The organism is Pseudomonas iridis (assembly GCF_017980685.1).
GTDB lineage: Bacteria > Pseudomonadota > Gammaproteobacteria > Pseudomonadales > Pseudomonadaceae > Aquipseudomonas > Aquipseudomonas iridis.
This window is the reverse complement of sequence record NZ_JACXXO010000016.1, coordinates 1-21,078: the sequence shown is the minus strand read 5'-3', so window position 1 is coordinate 21,078 and position 21,078 is coordinate 1. Positions and strand designations below refer to the sequence as shown.

16 protein-coding genes are annotated in these 21,078 nt (G+C 59.4%); 8 read left to right on the top strand and 8 right to left on the bottom strand.

Annotated features, from left to right (window positions below):
- Positions 1-115 precede the first annotated feature (115 nt).
- Complete coding sequence (locus IEQ42_RS21680) at positions 116-472, top strand: hypothetical protein (RefSeq protein WP_210705139.1); 357 nt, start codon at positions 116-118, stop codon at positions 470-472.
- 70 nt (positions 473-542) lie between these two features.
- Entirely contained in the window at positions 543-1,049 is a 507-nt protein-coding gene (locus IEQ42_RS21675) for a GreA/GreB family elongation factor (RefSeq protein ID WP_210705138.1), read from the top strand.
- Here the strand turns inward: IEQ42_RS21675 and gdhA are convergent.
- Both gdhA and ettA read right to left on the bottom strand, forming a co-directional pair.
- Positions 1,034-2,371, bottom strand: a complete 1,338-nt coding sequence (gene gdhA, locus IEQ42_RS21670) for an NADP-specific glutamate dehydrogenase (protein WP_210705136.1) — start codon at positions 2,369-2,371, stop codon at positions 1,034-1,036. The two genes, IEQ42_RS21675 and gdhA, sit on opposite strands and share 16 nt — an antisense overlap.
- Before the next feature lie 371 nt (positions 2,372-2,742).
- Entirely contained in the window at positions 2,743-4,407 is a 1,665-nt protein-coding gene (gene ettA, locus IEQ42_RS21665; RefSeq protein ID WP_042561164.1) for an energy-dependent translational throttle protein EttA, read from the bottom strand.
- 286 nt (positions 4,408-4,693) lie between these two features.
- Here ettA and morA point away from each other — a divergent pair, with 286 nt between their 5' ends.
- From morA to IEQ42_RS21640, 5 genes are all read left to right on the top strand, one after another.
- A complete protein-coding gene (gene morA, locus IEQ42_RS21660) occupies positions 4,694-8,551 on the top strand; it encodes a sensor domain-containing protein (RefSeq protein ID WP_210705134.1) in 3,858 nt (1,285 codons plus the stop codon).
- Between the two features lie 248 nt (positions 8,552-8,799).
- Positions 8,800-10,053 (top strand): serine hydroxymethyltransferase, encoded by a 1,254-nt coding sequence (gene glyA / locus IEQ42_RS21655; protein WP_210624914.1) that lies wholly within the window; start codon positions 8,800-8,802, stop codon positions 10,051-10,053.
- Positions 10,054-10,330: 277 nt separating this feature from the next.
- Positions 10,331-11,644, top strand: a complete 1,314-nt coding sequence (locus IEQ42_RS21650; RefSeq protein WP_210705132.1) for a C4-dicarboxylate transporter DctA — start codon at positions 10,331-10,333, stop codon at positions 11,642-11,644.
- 84 nt (positions 11,645-11,728) lie between these two features.
- Complete coding sequence (locus tag IEQ42_RS21645; protein ID WP_150597082.1) at positions 11,729-12,433, top strand: FadR/GntR family transcriptional regulator; 705 nt, start codon at positions 11,729-11,731, stop codon at positions 12,431-12,433.
- Between the two features lie 24 nt (positions 12,434-12,457).
- Positions 12,458-13,168 carry a GntR family transcriptional regulator gene (locus IEQ42_RS21640; RefSeq protein ID WP_210705130.1) on the top strand — a complete coding sequence of 237 codons (711 nt, stop codon included), beginning with the start codon at positions 12,458-12,460 and terminating at the stop codon, positions 13,166-13,168.
- Positions 13,169-13,290: 122 nt separating this feature from the next.
- On the opposite strand, the gene yjiA is transcribed toward IEQ42_RS21640, so the two are convergent.
- The 3 genes from yjiA to IEQ42_RS21625 all read right to left on the bottom strand — a co-directional run bounded on the left by yjiA (position 13,291) and on the right by IEQ42_RS21625 (position 16,704).
- Entirely contained in the window at positions 13,291-14,262 is a 972-nt protein-coding gene (gene yjiA, locus IEQ42_RS21635) for a GTPase (RefSeq protein WP_210705128.1), read from the bottom strand.
- Positions 14,263-14,424: 162 nt separating this feature from the next.
- Positions 14,425-14,622 carry a YbdD/YjiX family protein gene (locus tag IEQ42_RS21630; RefSeq protein WP_042561171.1) on the bottom strand — a complete coding sequence of 66 codons (198 nt, stop codon included), beginning with the start codon at positions 14,620-14,622 and terminating at the stop codon, positions 14,425-14,427.
- A 15-nt stretch (positions 14,623-14,637) separates the two neighbouring features.
- Entirely contained in the window at positions 14,638-16,704 is a 2,067-nt protein-coding gene (locus tag IEQ42_RS21625) for a carbon starvation CstA family protein (protein WP_210705126.1), read from the bottom strand.
- Between the two features lie 159 nt (positions 16,705-16,863).
- On the opposite strand from IEQ42_RS21625, the gene IEQ42_RS21620 reads away from it, so the two are divergent.
- The gene (locus IEQ42_RS21620; RefSeq protein WP_210705124.1) at positions 16,864-17,232 is read left to right on the top strand and encodes a PilZ domain-containing protein; all 369 of its coding nucleotides are present in this window, start codon (positions 16,864-16,866) and stop codon (positions 17,230-17,232) included.
- 108 nt (positions 17,233-17,340) lie between these two features.
- Here IEQ42_RS21620 and radA read toward each other — a convergent pair whose 3' ends face one another.
- Genes radA through IEQ42_RS21605 form a run of 3 tightly spaced genes read right to left on the bottom strand, consistent with a single transcriptional unit; the run spans position 17,341 to position 20,900 of the window.
- Positions 17,341-18,708: a DNA repair protein RadA gene (gene radA / locus IEQ42_RS21615; RefSeq protein ID WP_210705122.1), complete on the bottom strand. Its 1,368-nt coding sequence runs from the start codon at positions 18,706-18,708 to the stop codon at positions 17,341-17,343.
- 45 nt (positions 18,709-18,753) lie between these two features.
- Complete coding sequence (locus IEQ42_RS21610; RefSeq protein WP_210705120.1) at positions 18,754-19,299, bottom strand: ankyrin repeat domain-containing protein; 546 nt, start codon at positions 19,297-19,299, stop codon at positions 18,754-18,756.
- A 59-nt stretch (positions 19,300-19,358) separates the two neighbouring features.
- On the bottom strand, positions 19,359-20,900 hold the full coding sequence (locus IEQ42_RS21605; RefSeq protein WP_210705119.1) for a catalase: 1,542 nt from the start codon (positions 20,898-20,900) through the stop codon (positions 19,359-19,361).
- Positions 20,901-21,078 lie beyond the last annotated feature (178 nt).

The window sequence follows — 21,078 nt, the reverse complement described above, 5'->3', positions numbered from 1 at the left end:
CGCTCCCACTGGGATCTCCACTGGTTAACGAATTACTCACGCGCCTTTCACCAACATCCAACGAATCCCCTTCTAGACTCACCCCATAAGCCGTGTGACGGCTCGGGAGAGTGCGATGTGGCGGTGTGTGGTTTCGCTGGGTGTTTTGCTATTGCTGAGCGGTTGCCAGACCACTCACGAAGATCTGATCGCCAAGGGCTATCCACCGGCCTTCGCCGACGGGTTTGATGACGGTTGCGTCAGCGGCCGACAAGCCGCCGGATCGATCAGCGGCGAGTTTCGCAAGAATGTGCCGCGCTATCTCAAGGACAAGCAATACGCCGAGGGCTGGACCGACGGTTTTCGCCAGTGTCAGGCGATGCTGGAAAACAAGGATCGCAACGACTATCGCAACGAGCACTGGGACGAGCGCGAGCGCGCCTGGCAGCAGCAGAAGGATCAGGGCGACGCGCGGGCCTATCGCTCGCAATAGGTCGTTTGCAGACATCCGATGAAACCAAATCCCTGCGAGCATGGCCCAACCCATTAACGGGGAGGACACCATGAGCCGTGCTTTCGTCAACGAAGACAACGCCGCCGCGCAAGCCGATCAGCCAGTCGAACGGCAGGTCAGCGCGCAGCCCAATTACGTCACACAGCAAGGTCTGCAACAGTTGCAGGCGAAAGTCGCCGAGCTGCAAGCCTTGCACGCCGAGCAAACGGCAAAAGGTGAACAGGCCGACAAACAACGTCAGGCCGATCTCGAACGAGATTTGCGTTATTTCAATCAGCGCCTCGGCAGCGCACAAGTCGCCGTCGCCGCGACCTCTACAAACAAAGTGCAAATCGGCAGTTGGGTGACCTACGCCGACGAACATGACACCGAACGCCGCGTGCAACTGGTCGGTGAGGATCAGGCAGACGCAGCCAAAGGCCTGATCAATTGGGGCTCACCGCTGGGCCGGGCCCTGCTTGGCGCCCGGCTCAACGACGAGGTGCTATGGCAGCGCCCCGCCGGCGATCAAATGATTGAAGTGATTCGCATCGAGCCGAATCAGACCACACCCTGAGCGAGCATCGCGTCGGCGACTTTGACGAAGCCTGCGATGTTCGCGCCTTTGACGTAGTTGATCCGCCCGTTCTCTTCGCCGTAATGCACACAGGCGTGGTGGATCGACTGCATGATCGCGTGCAACTTGCTGTCCACCTCACCCGCCGTCCACAACAGGCGCATGGCGTTCTGCGACATTTCCAGACCGCTGACGGCCACGCCGCCCGCATTGGATGCCTTGCCCGGCGCGAACAGAATCCCCGCCTCGATGAAGATATCCACAGCCTCCAGAGTGGTCGGCATGTTCGCGCCTTCGGCCACACACACGCAGCCGTTGCGCAGCAGCACGCGGGCGGATTCGGCGTCGAGTTCGTTTTGCGTGGCGCAGGGTAGCGCTATGTCGCAGGCCAGCGACCAAGGCAACTGACCGGCGCGGAACTCCAGGTTGTAGGCTGCCGCCAATTCGCTGATCCGTCCGCGTTTGACGTTTTTCAGTTCCAGCAGCGCCAGCCACTGTTCTTCGCTCAACCCGGCTTCGCAATACAACGTGCCTTCGGAGTCGGACAGGGAAATCACCTTGCCGCCCAGATCCATGACCTTACGCGCGGCGTATTGCGCAACGTTGCCGGAACCGGAGATCGCCACGCGTTTGCCTTCAACGGTCTGCTGGCGGCGCTTGAGCATCTCTTCAGCGAAATACACGCAGCCAAAACCGGTAGCTTCCGGGCGAATCAGGCTGCCGCCGTACGTCATGCCCTTACCGGTCAGCACGCTGGTGAACTGGTTGCTCAGGCGCTTGTACTGACCGAACAGGAAACCGATCTCCCGCGCGCCGACGCCGATGTCGCCGGCCGGCACGTCAACATCAGCACCGATATGGCGATAAAGCTCGCTCATGAACGCCTGGCAGAACCGCATGACTTCGGCGTCGCTCTTGCCCTTCGGATCGAAGTCCGAGCCGCCCTTGCCGCCGCCCATTGGCAACGAGGTGAGCGAGTTTTTGAAAGTCTGCTCGAAGGCGAGAAACTTCAGCACGCCCATGTTCACCGATGGGTGGAAACGCAAGCCACCCTTGTATGGACCGATGGCGCTGTTCATCTGGATACGGAAACCGCGATTGACCTGGGCCTTGCCCTGATCGTCGACCCACGAAACGCGAAACACCACCGCGCGCTCCGGCTCACAGATGCGCTCCAGAATCCCCGAGGTCAGGTAATGCGGATTGGCCTCAAGAAACGGCCACAGACTGCGCAGGACTTCTTCGACAGCCTGGTGGAATTCGGGTTGATCCGGGTCGCGTTGTTTCAGGCGTGCGAGGAAGGATTCGACGGATTCGATCATGGAAAAAGTCTCGGCAAATTTATTATCGTTGGAAGAAATTGAGCCGGACTGTAGCAAACGAAATGCGCACAGGAACAGCGCAAGATGTCGCAGATATGAAATTAAATGGTGCGCAGGATATAAATCAGACTGTTTTTTGGCCTGTTACGCACCCGAACGGTGAGATCAGGTTCAAGTTATGCACCAATAGTTATACCGCCATCGCTGGCAAGCCAGCTCCCACAGTTTCAGCGGTGTTCACCTATTCCGGGCACATCAAAAATCCTGTGGGAGCTGGCTTGCCAGCGATCAATCCACCTCGGTACCCCGAAAAAATCCAGGCAAAAAAAACGGAGCCCGAAGGCTCCGCTTTTTCATGCAACCAACCCGAATCAGGCCAGTTTTTTGTGGCGTACCCGGTGTGGCTGGGCCGCTGCTTCGCCGAGGCGCTTTTTGCGGTCGGCTTCGTACTCGGTGTAGTTACCTTCGAAGAAGATCGCTTGCGAGTCGTCTTCGTACGCCAGGATGTGGGTCGCGACGCGGTCAAGGAACCACCGATCGTGAGAGATCACAATCGCGGCGCCCGGGAAGTCCAGCAAGGCCTCTTCCAGCGAACGCAGGGTTTCAACGTCAAGGTCGTTGGACGGTTCGTCGAGCAGCAGGACGTTGCCGCCCTCTTTCAGAGTCAGCGCCAGGTGCAGGCGACCACGCTCACCACCGGACAGGTCCTTGACGAACTTCTGCTGATCGCCACCCTTGAAGTTGAAGCGACCGACGTAGGTACGCGACGGGATCTCGTAGTTGCCGATGCGGATCTGGTCAGAACCGTCGGAGATCTGCTGGAACACGGTTTTGCTGCCGTCGAGATCTTCGCGGCTCTGATCGACGCACGCCAGTTGCACGGTTTCGCCGACTTCGATGCTGCCCGAATCCGGTGTTTCCTTGCCCATCAACATGCGGAACAGGGTCGATTTACCGGCACCGTTACCGCCGATTACGCCGACGATGGCGCCCTTCGGCATCGAGAACGACAGGTTGTCGATCAACACGCGATCGCCGTAGCCTTTGGAAACGTTCTTGAATTCGATGACCTTGTCGCCCAGACGCGGACCGGCCGGGATGTAGATCTCGTTGGTTTCCGAACGCTTCTGGAATTCCTGCGATTGCATTTCTTCGAAGCGTTGCAGACGAGCCTTGGATTTCGACTGGCGGGCCTTGGCGCCTTTGCGCACCCACTCCAGTTCTTCTTTCATGGCTTTTTCGTGAGCCGACTGCTGCTTGGATTCGGCAGCCAGACGATCGGACTTGGCTTCAAGCCAACCCGAATAGTTGCCTTCGTAAGGAATGCCCGCGCCGCGGTCGAGTTCCAGAATCCAGCCAGCAACGTTGTCCAGGAAGTAACGGTCGTGCGTGATCGCAACCACGGTACCCGGGAAGTCGTGCAGGAAGTGCTCCAGCCACGCCACGGAGTCAGCGTCCAGGTGGTTGGTCGGTTCGTCGAGCAGCAGCATGTCCGGAGCGGACAGCAGCAGACGGCACAGGGCCACACGACGTTTTTCACCACCGGAGAGGAATTCGACCTTGGCGTCCCAGGCCGGCAGACGCAGCGCGTCGGCGGCGACTTCCAGTTGACGGTCCAGGTTATGGCCGTCGCTGGCTTGCAGGATCGCTTCGAGCTTGGCCTGTTCGGCAGCCAGTTTGTCGAAGTCGGCATCTTCTTCAGCGTAAGCCGCGTAGACCTCGTCCAGGCGTGCCTGGGCGTTCTTGATCACGCTGACCGCTTCCTCGACCACTTCACGCACGGTCTTGGTCGGATCAAGTTGCGGCTCTTGCGGCAGATAACCGATGTTCAGGTCCGGCATCGGACGGGCTTCGCCTTCGAACTCGGTGTCGACACCGGCCATGATTTTCAGCAGCGTGGACTTACCCGAACCGTTGAGGCCGAGCACGCCGATCTTGGCGCCGGGGAAGAAGGACAGCGAAATGTTTTTGAGGATTTCCCGCTTCGGCGGAACAACTTTGCCCAGCCGATGCATGGTGAAGACGTATTGAGCCATGGAGAACCTTGGGTCAGTGACAGATGAATGATTGGAGCGCAGGCGATGCCCGGCCAGACCGATGCGCGTCGTTCATTTGATAGTCATCAATGCGTGCGCGCAGAAAAAGTCTGATTGTAGGAGCTGGAACGCTCCCGCGTAACCGGCAAAGCTACCTTAATGATAGAAGGCAGTCCACTCGCCAGGGGCTGGCACTTCGCCACGACTCAAGGCATGCTAGCCCCCCTCTGGGCGTCCGGCTTATAGTGCACGTCGCGCCAGTCCAGCCAGACCGCAGGATTACAGCTTGTCCAATGTCACTCCGCCAGCCTCTGTGAGCAGCACCCAACCGGCGCCAGGCTCGCCCCTGCGCGGAACATTAAAGGGTGCGCTGGCGACACTCGTGCTTTTGCTGTTGGCATTGCTGTTCTGGCAATTGCTCGACCAATTGCGCGAAACCCAGAAAAACCAGCGCCAATACACCATCGATTACACCGCCGATCTCGCCTCGCAGGTTAGCCTGAACATGGCGCTGAACGCGCAAATCGCGCTCAATCTGCTACCGATCGTCGAACAGCCGCAGTCAGCCGACGAACAGCAGGCGTTGCTGCGCAAGCTTCAGCAATCGTTGCCCGGCCTGCGCAGCATGGCGCTGCTCAGTCCTTCCGGCAGAATCATCAGTGACAGCGCAGCGGACAGTTCCGACGCCGACTACCTGACTGAACTGGTGCGCCGAAGCCGCTCCCAGGCGCATTACTTCAGCAACGCGGACGACGGTTCTCTGGTGCATTTGCTGCTGCATCAGGCCAGCGGCAACACGCGCGGCTACTGGGTCTTGCGCCTGGCGCCGATCTTCTTCGACTCGCTGACCAAACAAAGTGAAACCGGCCTGCGTCCACTGTGGCTGGTGGAAAACCGTCTCAACCATCAGATCATCAGCCGCGATGAGGCACCGTCGTCGGCCAAGCCCGGCGTGCTGAGCCCGGATGACCTGGCCAACACCGTGCTCACTGTGCCGCTGAGCAGCAGCGACTGGCAGTTGCGCGGCCTGTTCGACCGTCAACGTGTGCTTGAAGAGTTGCTGCCGGCGTTCATCGGCAAATGCCTGCTGGGCCTGGCCTTCTCGATGCTGCCGGTGATTGCGCTGCTGAACATGCGCCGCCGTCAGCGCCAACTGCATGAGGGGCGTCGCCGATATCAGGACATTTTCGAAGGCACCGGCGTGGCCCTCTGCGTGCTCGACCTGTCCGGTCTCAAGCAATTTTTCGACAAGGTGCAGATCCAGACCAGCGACCAGCTCAAGGCCTGGCTCGATCAGCCGCAACAGCGCCAGCAATTGCTCCAGGAACTGCGCGTCACCGAGGTCAATCAGGTGGCGCTGCAACTGCTCAACGTCAATTCCTGTGACGACGCCTGGCAACTGTTGATCGACGGCCATCCGCACCGTTATTGCGCGATCGGCCATCAGATTCTGGATGCCGTGCTGCAGCAGCAAAAGCAGCAAAAGCAGCTGGAACTGGAAATCAAACTGCCCGACATCAATGGTCGTGACCAGCATCTGTGGATGGTGCTGCGCCTGCCGACCGAGCAGCATGACTACAAAGCCGTAATCCTCAGCATCAACGACATCACCAGCCGCAAACTGATCGAACTGTCGCTGCTGGAACGCGAAGGTTTCTGGTCCGACGTGGTGCGTACCGTGCCGGATCACCTGTACGTGCAGGACGTGATCAGCCAGCGGATGATTTTCAGCAACCACCACCTCGGCCAGACACTCGGTTACAACCGCAGCGAACTGCATCAGATGGGCGAGTATTTCTGGGAAATCCTGCTGCACCCCGAAGATGCCGATTACTACCATCGCTCCCGCCAGATGCAGCGCCACGCCGGTTACAGCCAGTTGCTGCAATGTCAGTTGCGCTTCCGCCATCGTGACGGCGAATGGCGGCGCTTCGATATCCGTGAACAGGCACTGGCCCGCGACAAGCACGATCAGGTCACGCGGATCATCGGCGTGGCCAAGGACATCACCGAGCAGATCGAGGCCAGCGAATCCCTGCGCGACAGCGAGCAGCGCTATCGCATGCTCGCCGAAAGCATCAGTGACGTGATCTTCTCCACCGACAGCAAGCTGTCGCTGAACTACGTCAGCCCCTCGGTGCAAGCGGTGCTGGGTTATGACGTCGAGTGGATTTTTCAGAACGGCTGGCAATCGACCATCGCCAACCCGCAGCAACTGAATGGCATCCACGCCCTGATGGATCGGGTCAGCAAGGCTTTGGACAAACCCGAGCAACTGGCGCTGTTGCGCAATCAGGTCCAGACCCAGCTGTTCCTGTTCGACTGCCTGCGCGCCGACGGCCGCAAGATCCCGATCGAGTTGCGCCTGGTGCTGGTGTGGGACGAACACGGTGCGTTCGAAGGCGTGCTTGGCGTGGGACGCGACATCAGCCAGCAGCGCCGCGCCGAAAAAGACCTGCGCATGGCCGCCACGGTTTTCGAACATTCGACTTCGGCGATCCTGATCACCGACCCGGCCGGTTACATCGTCCAGGCCAACGAAGCCTTCAGCCGCGTCAGCGGTTACGCGGTGGCCGAAGTCCTCGACCAGTTGCCGAACATGCTCACCGTCGACGAACAACAGGACGCACACCTGCGTTACGTGCTCAAGCAATTGCATCAGCACAGCACCTGGGAAGGCGAGGTCTGGCTCAAGCGCCGTAACGGCGAGCATTACCCGGCGTGGGTCGGCATCACCGCGGTGCTCGATGACGAGGGCGATCTGGCCAGTTACGTGTGCTTCTTCAGTGACATCAGCGAGCGCAAGGCCAGCGAACAGCGAATTCACCGCCTCGCCTACTACGACGCCCTGACCCACCTGCCGAACCGCACGCTGTTCCAGGATCGTCTGCACACCGCGCTGCAATCGGCCGAGCGGCAGAAGTCGTGGGTGGTGCTGATGTTCCTCGACCTCGACCGTTTCAAACCGATCAACGACTCCCTCGGCCACGCGGCCGGCGACCGCATGTTGAAGGACATGGCCACACGTCTGCTGGCCTGCGTCGACGATGACGACACCGTGGCGCGCATGGGCGGCGATGAATTCACCTTGCTGCTGCAACATCGTTCCAGCCGCGAACTGGCGCTGAACCGGGCGATTCATGTCGCCGAGCAGATTCTCGCCAGTCTGGTGCGGCCGTTCGTGCTCGAAGGTCGTGAGTTCTTTGTCACCGCCAGTATCGGCATCGCCCTCAGCCCGCAGGACGGCAACGAACTGAGCCAGTTGATGAAGAACGCCGACACCGCGATGTACCACGCCAAGGAGCGCGGCAAAAACAACTTCCAGTTCTATCAGGCCGACATGAACGCCAGTGCACTGGAGCGCCTGGAGCTGGAAAGCGACCTGCGCCATGCATTGGAACAAGACGAATTCGTCCTGTATTACCAACCGCAATTCAGCGGCGACGGCAAACGGCTGACCGGTGCCGAAGCCCTGCTGCGCTGGCGTCATCCGCGTCGCGGACTGGTGCCGCCAGGAGATTTCATTCCGGTACTGGAAGAGCTCGGGCTGGTGGTCGATGTCGGCGACTGGGTGATCAGCGAGGCGTGCCGTCAACTCAAGACCTGGCACCAGAACCGTGTGCGCGTGCCGAAGGTGTCGGTGAACATCTCGGCGCGGCAGTTCTCCGACGGCCAGCTCGGTACGCGGATCGCCACGATCCTGCGCGAAACCGGTCTGCCACCGGCCTGTCTGGAGCTGGAATTGACCGAAAGCATTCTGATGCGTGAAGTCAGCGAGGCGATGCAGATCCTCGCCGGCCTGAAAAACCTCGGCCTGAGCATCGCGGTCGATGACTTCGGCACCGGTTATTCATCGCTGAACTACCTCAAGCAGTTCCCGATCGACGTGCTGAAAATCGACCGTACCTTCGTCGATGGCCTGCCGTCCGGCGAGCAGGACGCGCAGATCGCCCGAGCGATCATCGCCATGGCTCACAGCCTAAATCTGGCGGTGATTGCCGAGGGCGTGGAAACTCACGAACAACTGGACTTCCTGCGTGAGCATGGCTGCGATGAGGTTCAGGGGTATCTGTTCGGGCGACCGATGCCGGCGGGACGGTTTGAGGCGCAGTTCAGCAATGATGCGCTCTTCATGTTTGACTGAGTTTTTGGGGTGAGGCTCCTGGCCTCATCGCTGGCAAGCCAGCTCCCACAGGGATTGATGTCGATCACACAACCCAGCGGCCACCCCGGTTACTGTGGGAGCTGGCTTGCCAGCGATGGGGCCAGCAAAAGCGCCGCACATCTGTGATGAGCGCCACTTGTCTGCGACATGATGTCGTTTCATATGCCATCCAAAAGCGGTTGGGTTAGAATGCCCCCCTTTTCTGCCCCCGATCCTTGAGGACCGCCATGTTCAGCCGTGATTTGACTATTGCCAAGTACGACGCCGATCTCTTTGCCGCCATGGAGCAAGAAGCCGTGCGCCAGGAAGAGCACATCGAGCTGATCGCTTCGGAAAACTACACCAGCCCAGCGGTGATGGAAGCTCAAGGCTCGGTACTGACCAACAAGTACGCCGAAGGTTATCCGGGCAAGCGCTACTACGGTGGCTGCGAGTACGTCGATATCGTTGAGCAACTGGCCATCGACCGCGCCAAAGAACTGTTCGGCGCCGACTACGCCAACGTTCAGCCGCACGCCGGCTCGCAAGCCAACAGCGCCGTTTACCTGGCCCTGCTGTCGGCCGGTGACACCATTCTGGGCATGAGCCTGGCCCACGGTGGTCACCTGACCCACGGCGCCAGCGTTTCCTCCTCCGGCAAGCTGTACAACGCCATCCAGTACGGCATCGACGCCAACGGCCTGATCGACTACGACGAAGTCGAGCGTCTGGCGGTTGAGCACAAGCCGAAAATGATCGTGGCCGGTTTCTCTGCCTACTCGCAGATCCTGGACTTCCCGCGTTTCCGCGAAATCGCTGACAAGGTTGGCGCTTACCTGTTCGTCGACATGGCTCACGTGGCCGGTCTGGTTGCCGCGGGCGTTTACCCGAACCCGGTGCCTTTCGCTGACGTCGTGACCACCACCACGCACAAGACCCTGCGCGGTCCACGTGGCGGCCTGATCCTGGCTCGCGCCAACGCTGACATCGAGAAGAAGCTCAACTCCGCGGTATTCCCGGGCGCCCAGGGTGGCCCGCTGGAGCACGTGATTGCCGCCAAAGCGATCTGCTTCAAGGAAGCGCTGCAGCCTGAGTTCAAGACTTACCAGCAGCAAGTGGTGAAAAACGCCCAGGCCATGGCCAGCGTGTTCATCGAGCGCGGTTTCGACGTGGTTTCCGGCGGTACTGAAAACCACCTGTTCCTGCTGTCGCTGATCAAGCAGGAAATCTCCGGTAAAGACGCCGACGCCGCTCTGGGCAAAGCGTTCATCACCGTGAACAAGAACTCCGTGCCAAACGATCCACGCTCGCCGTTCGTGACTTCCGGCCTGCGCTTCGGTACTCCGGCTGTGACCACTCGTGGCTTCAAGGAAGCAGAGTGCAAAGAACTGGCAGGCTGGATCTGCGACATCCTGGCAGATCTTTCCAATGAAGCGGTGATCGACGCCGTTCGTGAGAAAGTCAAAGCCATCTGCAAGAAACTGCCGGTATACGGCGCTTAATTGCGACGCTAAACCCGCAGCATGAAAAACCGGCCAAGTGATTGGCCGGTTTTTTTTCGCCTGAAATATTTTCAAACGCCTGAACCGCTCAAGAATGGGACTCACCGCTCAACTGGTCAGACCGGTCATGCCAATTCGTCATTTTTCACTTGCGATTGATAAAAAACAGCGCCTAGACTGCACCCGCACTGGACATACCGGTAAGACCACAATAATTAAGTCCTGAATCTGATACGCCCCGCGTACGGCAGCCAGGACACCGACCAGGATTTCTCCCATGCTCAAATGGTGCTCGCGTTCAATCTTCCTCCAAGTGGTTCTCGGACTGGTGCTCGGCATCGTCTGTGGGCTGACCCTTCCGGAATACTCGGCCCAGCTCAAACCGCTCGGCGACGGCTTCATCAAACTGATCAAGATGCTCATCGGCCTGATCGTGTTCTGCGTAGTGGTCAGCGGCATCAGTGGCGCGGGCGACTTGAAGAAGGTCGGCCGGATTGGCCTCAAGTCTGTTATCTACTTTGAAGTGCTGACCACCATCGCGCTGGTGATCGGTCTGGTATTCGCCTTCAGCACCGGCATCGGCAGCGGTGCGAATATCCACCTGGAGCAATTGTCCACGGCCGACATGGGCGATCTGGCCGAGCGCGGCCAGCACATGCACACCACCACGCAGTTCCTCATGGACCTGATCCCGACATCGGTGATCGGCGCCTTTGCCGAGAACAACATTCTGCAAGTGCTGCTGTTCTCGGTACTGTTCGGCAGCGCTTTGAATCTGGTCGGCGAAGCGGCCTCCGGCATCTCGCGACTGATCAACGAACTGAGCCATGTGATCTTCCGGATCATGGGCATGATCGTGCGTCTGGCGCCGATCGGCGTGTTCGGCGCCATCGCCTTCACCACCAGCAAATACGGCATCGATTCCCTGCAACATCTGGGCAGCCTGGTCGGCTTGTTCTACCTGACCTGCATCGCGTTCGTCAGCGTGATTCTGGGGCTGGTGATGCGTGCGTCCGGCCTGCGGATGTGGCCGCTGCTCAAGTACCTGCGCGAAGAACTGCTGATCGTCATGGGCACCGCGTCCTCGGATGCCGTGTTGCCACAGATCATGCGCAAACTTGAACACCTGGGCATCGGCAGCTCGACCGTCGGACTGGTGATCCCCACCGGCTACTCGTTCAACCTCGACGGCTTTTCGATCTACCTGACGCTGGCCATCGTTTTCATCGCCAACGCCACCGGCACGCCTTTGGCCATGACTGATTTGCTGACGATTCTGCTGGTGTCGCTGATTACCTCCAAAGGCGCCCACGGTATTCCCGGTTCGGCCTTGGTGATTCTCGCGGCGACATTGACGGCAATTCCGGCGATCCCGGTGGTCGGTCTGGTGTTGGTGCTGGCGGTGGACTGGTTCATGGGCATCGGCCGCGCGCTGACTAACCTGATCGGCAACTGCGTCGCCACCGTGGCCATCGCCCTCTGGGAAAAAGACATCGATGTACAACGCGCGAACAAAGTACTTAGCGGTCAGCAGGGCTATACCTTTCAACCGCGTAAAACAGCAACTCCGGCGCACCAGCAGGAGTTCTGATTTCAACCCTGCCGGGATTGCCGCTGGGCTGCGATCTTTCGATCTGGCCTGCGGCAGATCCCGCAGGCACATGGAGCAAGACAAGTGATTACCACATCCACCGTCGTCAACTCAGTCGTAGAAAAACTCCGCGCCGCACTGGCCCGCGGTCAGTGGCGCTCCGGCGACATGTTGCCGGGCCAGCGCGAACTGGCCGAACAACTGGGTATCAGCCGCCCAAGCCTGCGCGAAGCGGTGATCGTCCTGGAAACCCTTGGCCTCGTCCGCTCAATGCCGGGCAAAGGTGTGGTGGTGCTCGACGCGCAACTCAGCGACAGCCAGAGCCACGACAGCGCGGTGGCCGGCGCCAGTCTCGAAGACGTGCTGCAACTGCGCTACACCCTTGAACCGTTCATTGTCGGCCTGGTGGCGCAGTCGATCAGCAGCAAGGAAGTCGGCCAGTTGCGCCTGACCTTGATGGACATGCGCGAAGCCCTTGAAGCCGGCGACAGCGAAGCCGGAGTCAGCGCCTACATTGCCTTCCATGAAGAGCTGTTCACCCTGACTTCAAACCCGATTTTCCAGAGTGTGGTGCAGCAGACCAGCAACGCCCTCAAGCAAAGCGCTGAAGTGCTGCGCAACTCCCCGGAACATCTGGCCGAACGGCTGGAAGAGAACGAAGCCGTGGTCCGTGCGATTCGCAGCAAGAACAGCGCCCAGGCCAGCGCTGAAATGCGCCGGCACATTCTGCGTGAGGCGCAGCGGATGGGCATCGAGATGAACATTCCGGACGACCACTTGAGCAACTGAAATATTTCACACTGGAGACCGGCCATGAACAGCCTTGCCTCGCCGTCGCACCCTCGCCAGATGTCAGCCGCCCTGCCCTTCTCCCGCCTGCGCGCGCCGGAGGATGATCTGTATCCGCGACTGTTCGACGCGATTCTGGAGGAGCGCATCGACCCGAGCAGCCGCTTCACCGAAGACAGTCTCAAGCAGATGTTCGGCGCCAGCCGCGCAGATGTTCGCCGGGTGCTGACGCAGTTGTGCAACGAACACGTCATCGTATTGCGCACCAATCATCGCCCACGGGTGGCCGAGCCGGATGCGGAACAGAATCGACAGACGTTGCATGCGCGGCGACTGGCTGAAAACACGCTGGTGCGCCTGGCGTGTCAGCGCCCACAGGCTGATGGCTTGAAACGTCTACGAGCGCTGATCGAGCGTGAGCGGCAGGCTGTAGAGCACGATCAGCGGGGCGCGGCGATTCGCTTGTCCGGGGAGTTTCATCTGCAATTGGCGCGGATGGCGGGGAATGCACCGTTGGCGCATTTTCTTGGCACTCTGGTGCCGCTGACGTCACTGGCCATTGCGCGGTGTGGCGGGACTACGCACAACTGCTGCGCGTGGCAGGAGCATTTGGCACTGGTTGAGGCGGTGGAGTGTGGGGATGTTTGCAGAGCCAGCATGCTGATGAATCAACATCTGGATCATCTGGAGGACACCCTCCTGTATTCCGTCAACGATCGCTGCGTCGTCGGCTAGATCGCCATCGCGGGCTTGCCCGCTTCCACAGTGGTCAAGGTGCCGACAGCATTCATGACCGACGCTTGACCTGTGGGAGCGGGCTTGCCCGCGATAGCGTCATCACTGACGCTGAAGATCCATCAGCTCGCCACCACGTTGGCAAACCCCGCCCGAATCTTCTCTTCCGGCAAATCATCGGCAATAAACACGATCACACTCTCGCGTTTCTCACCCTCGGCCCATTCGGTGTCCCAGTCGAAACCGTAGAGTTTCAGCACGCCCTGAAACACCAACCGACGATCTTCCCCGGCAATGTTCAGCACGCCTTTGTAACGCAGCAATTGCTTGCCATGTTCTTCCAGCAATTCATTCATGAACTCGCTGAGCTGATCGATATCTAGCGGCTGATCGGTGCGCAGTACCAGGCTTGAAATACGGTCGATCGAAGGTGCTTTGCTCACCGGGCGCAGACTCAGGCCGCCGCCGAGGTCAGCATTGAGGTTGAAGCCGCGAACATCCAGCAGTTCGGCCAGATCGATGTTGCCATGCTCGACCACGCGGATCGGCGCACGCCGGTTGATTCGGGTCAGACGTTCGCTCAGCGCGGTGAATGTGGCTTCGTCCACCAGATCGGTCTTGCTCACCAGCAAACGGTCGGCGAAACCGATTTGCGCCTGGGCGATGGTCTGGGTCAGGTGCACGTCGGCGTGAGCCGCGTCGACCAGGGTGATGATACCGTCGAGCAGGTAACGCTCGCGCAATTCCTCGTCGATGAAAAAGGTCTGCGCGACCGGTGCCGGATCGGCCAGACCGGTGCACTCGATGACCAGACGATCGAAGGCGATCTCGCCGCTGTCCAGGCGTTCAAGCAGCAGGTACAGAGCCTTGGTCAGATCAGTGTGGATGGTGCAGCAAACGCAACCGTTGGCCAGGGTCATGACCTGCACCGGCTCGTCGCCCAGCAACTGGGTGTCGATACCGGCATCGCTGAATTCGTTCTCGATGACGGCGATTTTCAGGCCGTGCTCGGCTTTCAGGATATGGCGCAGCAACGTGGTCTTGCCGGCGCCGAGGAAACCGCTGAGCACTGTTACGGGTATTGGAGAAGACAAATCGATCCCCTTCACAAAATGAATGAACAACACAAAACAAATGTGGGAGCCAGCCTGCTGGCGATTGCGGCGTATCATTCGACATGGATGTCGACTGACACGCCCTCATCGCTAGCAGGCTAGCTCCCACAGGGGGGATTGCATCAACCTCAGGCTGTCAGATCAACAGCACTTCGGCCCACCCTTGCCACCGTAACGGGCTTCCTGACGTTCGCGAAAGAACATCTCGTAGCTCATCACCGGTTTGTCCGGGTGTTTGTTTTGCATGTGCTCGACGTAAGTGTCGTAGTCGGGCATGCCGACCATCAGGCGCGCGGCCTGACCGAGGTATTTACCGAGGCGACTCAGGTCATTGAACATGCTGCAATCCTCTGGTTACGCATCCGGCAAAGCCTGGAATGGCGATTCTTTATCCGTACGCTCTTTTTTGCCCCAGGCAGCGATGCCGACCTTGAGCGCATAGAACAGGATGCTGAATACCACGAACAGGAACAGCACCGTCAGCGTGGCGTTGGTGTAAGCGTTGAAGATCACGTGCTGCATCTGCTCGACGCTTTTCGCGGGAGCAATCACCTGACCATTGGCCAGTGCATCGCTGTACTTCCTGGCCAACGACAGGAAGCCGATCGCCGGGTTGGCGTCGAACAGCTTGATGAAGCCTGCAGTCGTGGTGCAGATCAACAGCCATGTTGCCGGCAGCAGCGTGACCCAAATGTAGCGCTGGCGCTTCATCTTGATCAGGACCACGGTGCCGAGCATCAGCGCGATACCGGCCAGCATCTGGTTGGAGATACCGAACAGCGGCCACAAGGTGTTGATGCCGCCCAGTGGATCGATCACGCCCTGATACAGCAACCAGCCCCACATCGCCACACAACCGGCAGTGGCGATCAGGTTGGCGGTCCAGGATTCGGTACGCTTGAGCGCCGGAACGAAGGAGCCGAGCAGATCCTGCAGCATGAAGCGCCCGGCACGAGTACCGGCGTCGACTGCGGTCAGGATGAACAGCGCTTCGAACAGGATCGCGAAGTGGTACCAGAACGCCATGGTGTTTTCACCCGGCAGGACACTGTGCAGGATCTGCGCAATACCCACCGCCAGGGTCGGTGCACCGCCGGCACGGGCGAGGATGGTGGTTTCGCCAATGTCATTCGCCACGGCTTGCAGCGCCTCAGGCGTGATTGCAAAACCCCAACTGGTGACCACTTGCGCAACCGACACCACGTCACTGCCGACGACGGCCGCCGGGCTGTTCATGGCGAAGTACACGCCTGGCTCGATCACCGATGCAGCGACCATGGCCATGATCGCCACGAATGACTCCATCAGCATGCCGCCGTAACCGATGTAACGGGCGTTGGTTTCGTTATCCAGCAGCTTGGGCGTGGTGCCCGAAGAAATCAGCGCGTGGAAACCGGAGACCGCACCGCAAGCAATGGTGATGAACAGGAACGGGAACAGACCGCCCTTCCACACCGGGCCGGTGCCGTCGACGAACTGGGTCAGCGCCGGCATTTTCAGCTCGGGCATGGTCACCAGAATGCCAATCGCCAACGCGACGATGGTACCGATCTTGAGGAAAGTGGAGAGGTAGTCACGCGGCGCCAGAATCAGCCAGACCGGCAGCGAGGCAGCGACAAAACCGTAGCCGACCAGCATCCAGGTAATCTGCACACCCGTGAAGGTGAACGCCTTGGCCCACACCGGATCGGCGGCAATCTGCCCACCAAGCCAGATCGAACCCAGCAGCAGCAATACGCCGACCACGGAGATTTCGCCGATGCGACCCGGGCGGATGTAGCGCATGTAGATGCCCATGAACATCGCGATCGGGATGGTCGCCATCACGGTGAAAATGCCCCACGGGCTTTCGGCGAGTGCTTTGACCACGATCAGCGCCAGCACCGCGAGGATGATGATCATGATCAGGAAGCAGCCGAACAGGGCAATGGTGCCGGGAACACGGCCCATTTCTTCACGCACCATGTCACCCAGGGAACGGCCGTTGCGTCGGGTCGACATGAACAGAACCATGAAGTCCTGCACCGCGCCCGCCAGCACCACGCCGGCAATCAGCCAGAGTGTGCCGGGCAGATACCCCATCTGCGCCGCCAGCACCGGGCCGACCAGAGGCCCCGCGCCAGCAATCGCCGCGAAGTGGTGACCGAAAAGAATGTGTTTGTTGGTTGGAACAAAGTCCAGACCGTCGTTGTTGAGCACGGCGGGGGTGGCCCGACGCGGATCGAGTTGCATCACATGGGTTGCGATGAACAGGCTGTAGTAACGATACGCAACCAGATAAATGGCCACGGCAGCGACCACAATCCACAAGGCGTTAATGGCCTCGCCTCGGCGCAATGCCACTACGCCCAGGGCGCACGCTCCTACGATTGCCAGCACTAGCCAGGGTAAGTGGCGTAGCAGGCTATTATTGTTTTTCATTTTATTATTCCAGCCAGGGTGGACAAGAAAGACAGCCACCCCGAGTTTAGCGCTTACGGCGACAAAGGCCATACCCCGACATAGGTCTAGACGCCTTGATCGTTGGCTGCACCCGGCTGGTCGGGTCTATAGTCAGCAAACCTTCGAGAGGATTGCGCCATGAGCGAGCACCCAGCAGAGCGTCGCCGATTCAAACGTATCGCGTTCGATGCCCGAACTGAATTGAGTCAGGGCGAGTACATCTGGCCGGTCAAGTTGATTGATCTCTCGCTCAAGGGACTGTTGATCGAAAAACCCGAACCGTGGCTGGGTGATCGGGAACGGCATTTCCTCGTGGAGATTCATCTCAATGATGAAGTCGGCATCAAGATGGATGTGCAGCTGGCCCACGATGACCGCGGCCAACTGGGTTTCGTCTGCAAGCACATCAGCCTGGAGTCGATCGAACGCCTGCGGCGCTTGATTGAGTTCAATCTGGGCGATCCGCAGGAGCTGGAGCGGGAGTTGGGTGCGCTGATCGAAATCTGATAAAGCCTGGCCGTGAGCTGCCGAAGGCTGCGATCTTTTGATCTTGCTTTTTAAAAGATCAGGATCAAAAGATCGCAGCCTTCGGCAGCTCCTACAGGGAGTTGGTAGTTATTCGAAAAGCGCGTCGAGGGCTTGTTCCAGTCGGGTCACGGCAATGATCTGCAGCCCGGGCGGTGATTCCTTCGGCGCGTTGCCCTTCGGCACAATGGCGCGTTTGAAACCATGCTTGGCCGCTTCCTTCAACCGCTCCTGACCGCTTGGTACCGGGCGCACTTCGCCGGACAACCCGACTTCGCCAAACACCAGCAGGTCGTGGGGCAACGGCCGATTGCGCAGGCTCGACATCACGGCCGCCATCAGCGCCAGGTCGGATGCGGTTTCCAGCACCTTCACCCCACCCACCACGTTGAGGAACACATCCTGATCGTGAGTCGGTATGCCGCCATGGCGATGCAAAACCGCCAGTAACATCGCCAATCGGTTCTGATCCAGACCCAGCGTCACACGGCGCGGGTTGGCCAGATGACTGTCATCGACCAGCGCCTGCACTTCCACCAGCATCGGCCGGGTGCCTTCCCACGTCGCCATCACCACGCTGCCCGGGACTTCTTCCTGAGCGCGCGTGAGAAAAATCGCCGAAGGGTTGGAGACCTCTTTCAAACCCTTGTCGGTCATGCCGAACACGCCCAACTCGTTGACGGCGCCGAAGCGGTTTTTCACCGCCCGCAGCAAACGCAAACGGCCATCGGATTCGCCTTCGAAATACAGCACGGTGTCGACCATGTGCTCAAGCACGCGCGGGCCGGCAAGCGCGCCTTCCTTGGTCACGTGGCCGACGAGGAAAATCGCCGTGCCGCTCTGCTTGGCATAGCGCACCAGCAACGCCGCACTCTCGCGCACCTGAGACACGCCGCCGGGCGCCGATTGCAGTTGTTCGGTGAAGATCGTCTGGATCGAGTCGATCACCATCACCTTGGGTTTTTCCTGACGTGCCGTGGCGATGATGGTCTCGATGCAGGTTTCGGTCATCACCCGTAGCTGATCCTGAGGCAAACCGAGGCGGCGGGCGCGCATGGCCACTTGCTGTTGGGATTCTTCACCGGTGACGTACAGCGCCGGCATGCTTTTGGCGAGGTTGCACAGGGTCTGCAACAGAATCGTCGACTTGCCGATACCCGGGTCGCCGCCGATCAACACCACCGAGCCATCGACCAAGCCTCCGCCCAGCACACGATCCAGCTCACTGGAGGCTGTGGAAAACCGTGGAATCTCTTCGATGCTGACTTCGGCCAGGGTTTTGATCTGCGCCTGCTGCCCGGTCCATCCGGTGCGTCCGGAGGGCGCCGTCGCGCCGCCGCTCTCGATCATGGTTTCGGTCAGCGTATTCCAGGCACCGCACTCGCCACACTGGCCGGCCCACTTGGGAAAGGTTGCGCCGCACTCGGTGCAGCCGTACATGCGCTTGGCCTTGGCCATCAGAACCCCCGACAAAAACCGCGATGATAACGCACGCGCCGCCGATCAGCGCGGCGCTGCGGTACGGATCTCGCCGCTGGCCAGACGTGCGGCGCTGTTGCCCAGCGGATCTTCGGCATCAAGGTCGGCGCCTTTGGCTTTCAGCGCGTCGAGCAATTCAAGGCGTTTGAACAACCCCGCGTACATCGCCGCCGTCTGACCGGCACCGTTACGTTGATCGGGGCTGCAATCGGTGGCCATTAACCGACGGGCGATCTGTAACTCACCCTTGAAGATCGCGCCCATCAACGCCGTATTGCCGCGCTGGTCCTGGGCACAGGCATCCGCACCAGCGGCGAGCAAGCGCTCCACTGCGGGTGCCTGACCGTGATAAGCCGCCAGAATCAGCGCGGTGTAACCCTTGCCGTCGCGGGTGTCGAGTGAATAACCGGACTCGATAAAGGTATCGAGCATTGGTACGTCACCGCGCCGGGCGGCGTCGAAATAGTAATCCTGTAGCTGTTCTTTGATCGCGTCAGGGCTTTGCACGGCCGGTGCTGCCAGCGCACCACAGGACATAAACCCGAACAATAGAAACAGATAAACACGCATCAGCAGTCTCCCTCAGCGAAACGGGGCCTGACTCAGGCCCCGCGTTACGTTGCGTGGAATCAGTCGACCAGTTTGGCTGCCAGTGCCTTGACCCGGCTCAAGTCACCCTTGGCCACTTCAGTGACACCAGTGCCGTACTCGGGATCAGCCTTATAAAGGAAGGACAGGATGATGTGCTTGCTCTCGTCATCGGTGGTGGCCAGCGAGCCTCCAAAGCTGTCGATCAGATCGCGACGCTCTTTCTTGCTGAACGAGCGGTACAGATCGCCTGCCTGCTTGAAGTTCTGCTCACGCTGGATCTTCGCCTGCTGCGTGCTGCCCGACAGCGCCATCTGGCTGTAGCGCGCGGTTTGTGTTTCTTCACGCGGTTGCAGACGGCTCGGTTGATAGTTCACGCCGGAAGCGCTGGCACCGAAGTTCATCGCACCATCCTGGTTGCCATTGTTCAACGCAACTTTAGGTGCGTTGATCGGCAATTGCAGGGCATTGGCACCGAGGCGGTACATTTGTGTATCGGCATAAGAGAACACTCGACCTTGCAACAAGCGGTCTTCGGAAGGCTCGATACCAGGAACAATATTGGCCGGCGCCATGGCTACTTGTTCAGTTTCCTGAAACACATTTGCCGGATTACGATTAAGGACCATTTGTCCAACTTTTCGCTCCGCAATACCTGGCCAGATCTTCGTTGCATCCAATGGATCAAAATCAAACTTGGACAAATCTTGTGGTTTTAGCACCTGAATGTACAAGTCCCACTTCGGGAAGTTGCCCTTGTTTATATTCGTAACCAAATCGTTAGTCATGTGACTGTAGTCTTGGCCCTGGACTTTGCCGACTTGCTTGGGCGTCAGATTGTTGATGCCCTGCAAACTCTTCCAGTGAAACTTGACGTAATGCACTTCGCCTTTGGCATTGACCAACTTATAGGCATGCACTCCGTTGCCATCCATCTCTCGATAACTGGCCGGTGTACCCGAGTTGGAATACAACTCGGTCAGCGTACGCGTGGCTTCCGGTACATGGGAGAAGAAATCGAACCGGCGCGAATCGTCGTCAAGGTTGGTGCGTGGGTCAGGCTTGAACGCATGCACCATGTCCGGGAATTTGATTGCATCGCGAATGAAGAAGGTCGGGAAGTTGTTGCCAACCAGGTCCCAGTTACCGTCGGCCGTGTAGAACTTGGTGGCGAAACCGCGCGGATCACGCAGGGTTTCCGGGGAGTGATTACCGTGAACCACAGCAGAGAAACGCACAAATACCGGGGTACTCTGGCCGGCAGCGAACACCTTGGCCTTGCTCAAGTCGCTGAGGTCGTTGGTCACTGTAAAGGTGCCGTGGGCACCGGTGCCCCGTGCATGTACCACGCGCTCGGGAATGCGCTCGCGGTCAAAGCGCTGCAGTTTCTGGATCAGTTGCACATCCTGCAACAGCACCGGGCCATTGGCTCCTGCCGTCTGCGAGTTCTGGTTGTCACCTACCGCGGCACCGTTGTCGCGAGTCAGCGGAGCGGCATGCACGGAAAAGGTCAGCAGGCTGGCAGTGATGACCCCAAGCGTGCGGCGATGGGGAAAAGCCCCTAATCCAATAACGGAATTCATATCAGGATCCTCTGTTTTTTTTGAGCGCATCCAGGTGCGCCAACACAAGGCTAGGGAAACTCTGAAAAAGGCTTCCAGATTTGGTGAAATACCCGCCTCACAGGAATCGAACGGTTGAGTCCCGATGAAACAGATGTCCTTCGCCGATGCTGAGTACGCCGGCAAACGTAAGCAGACC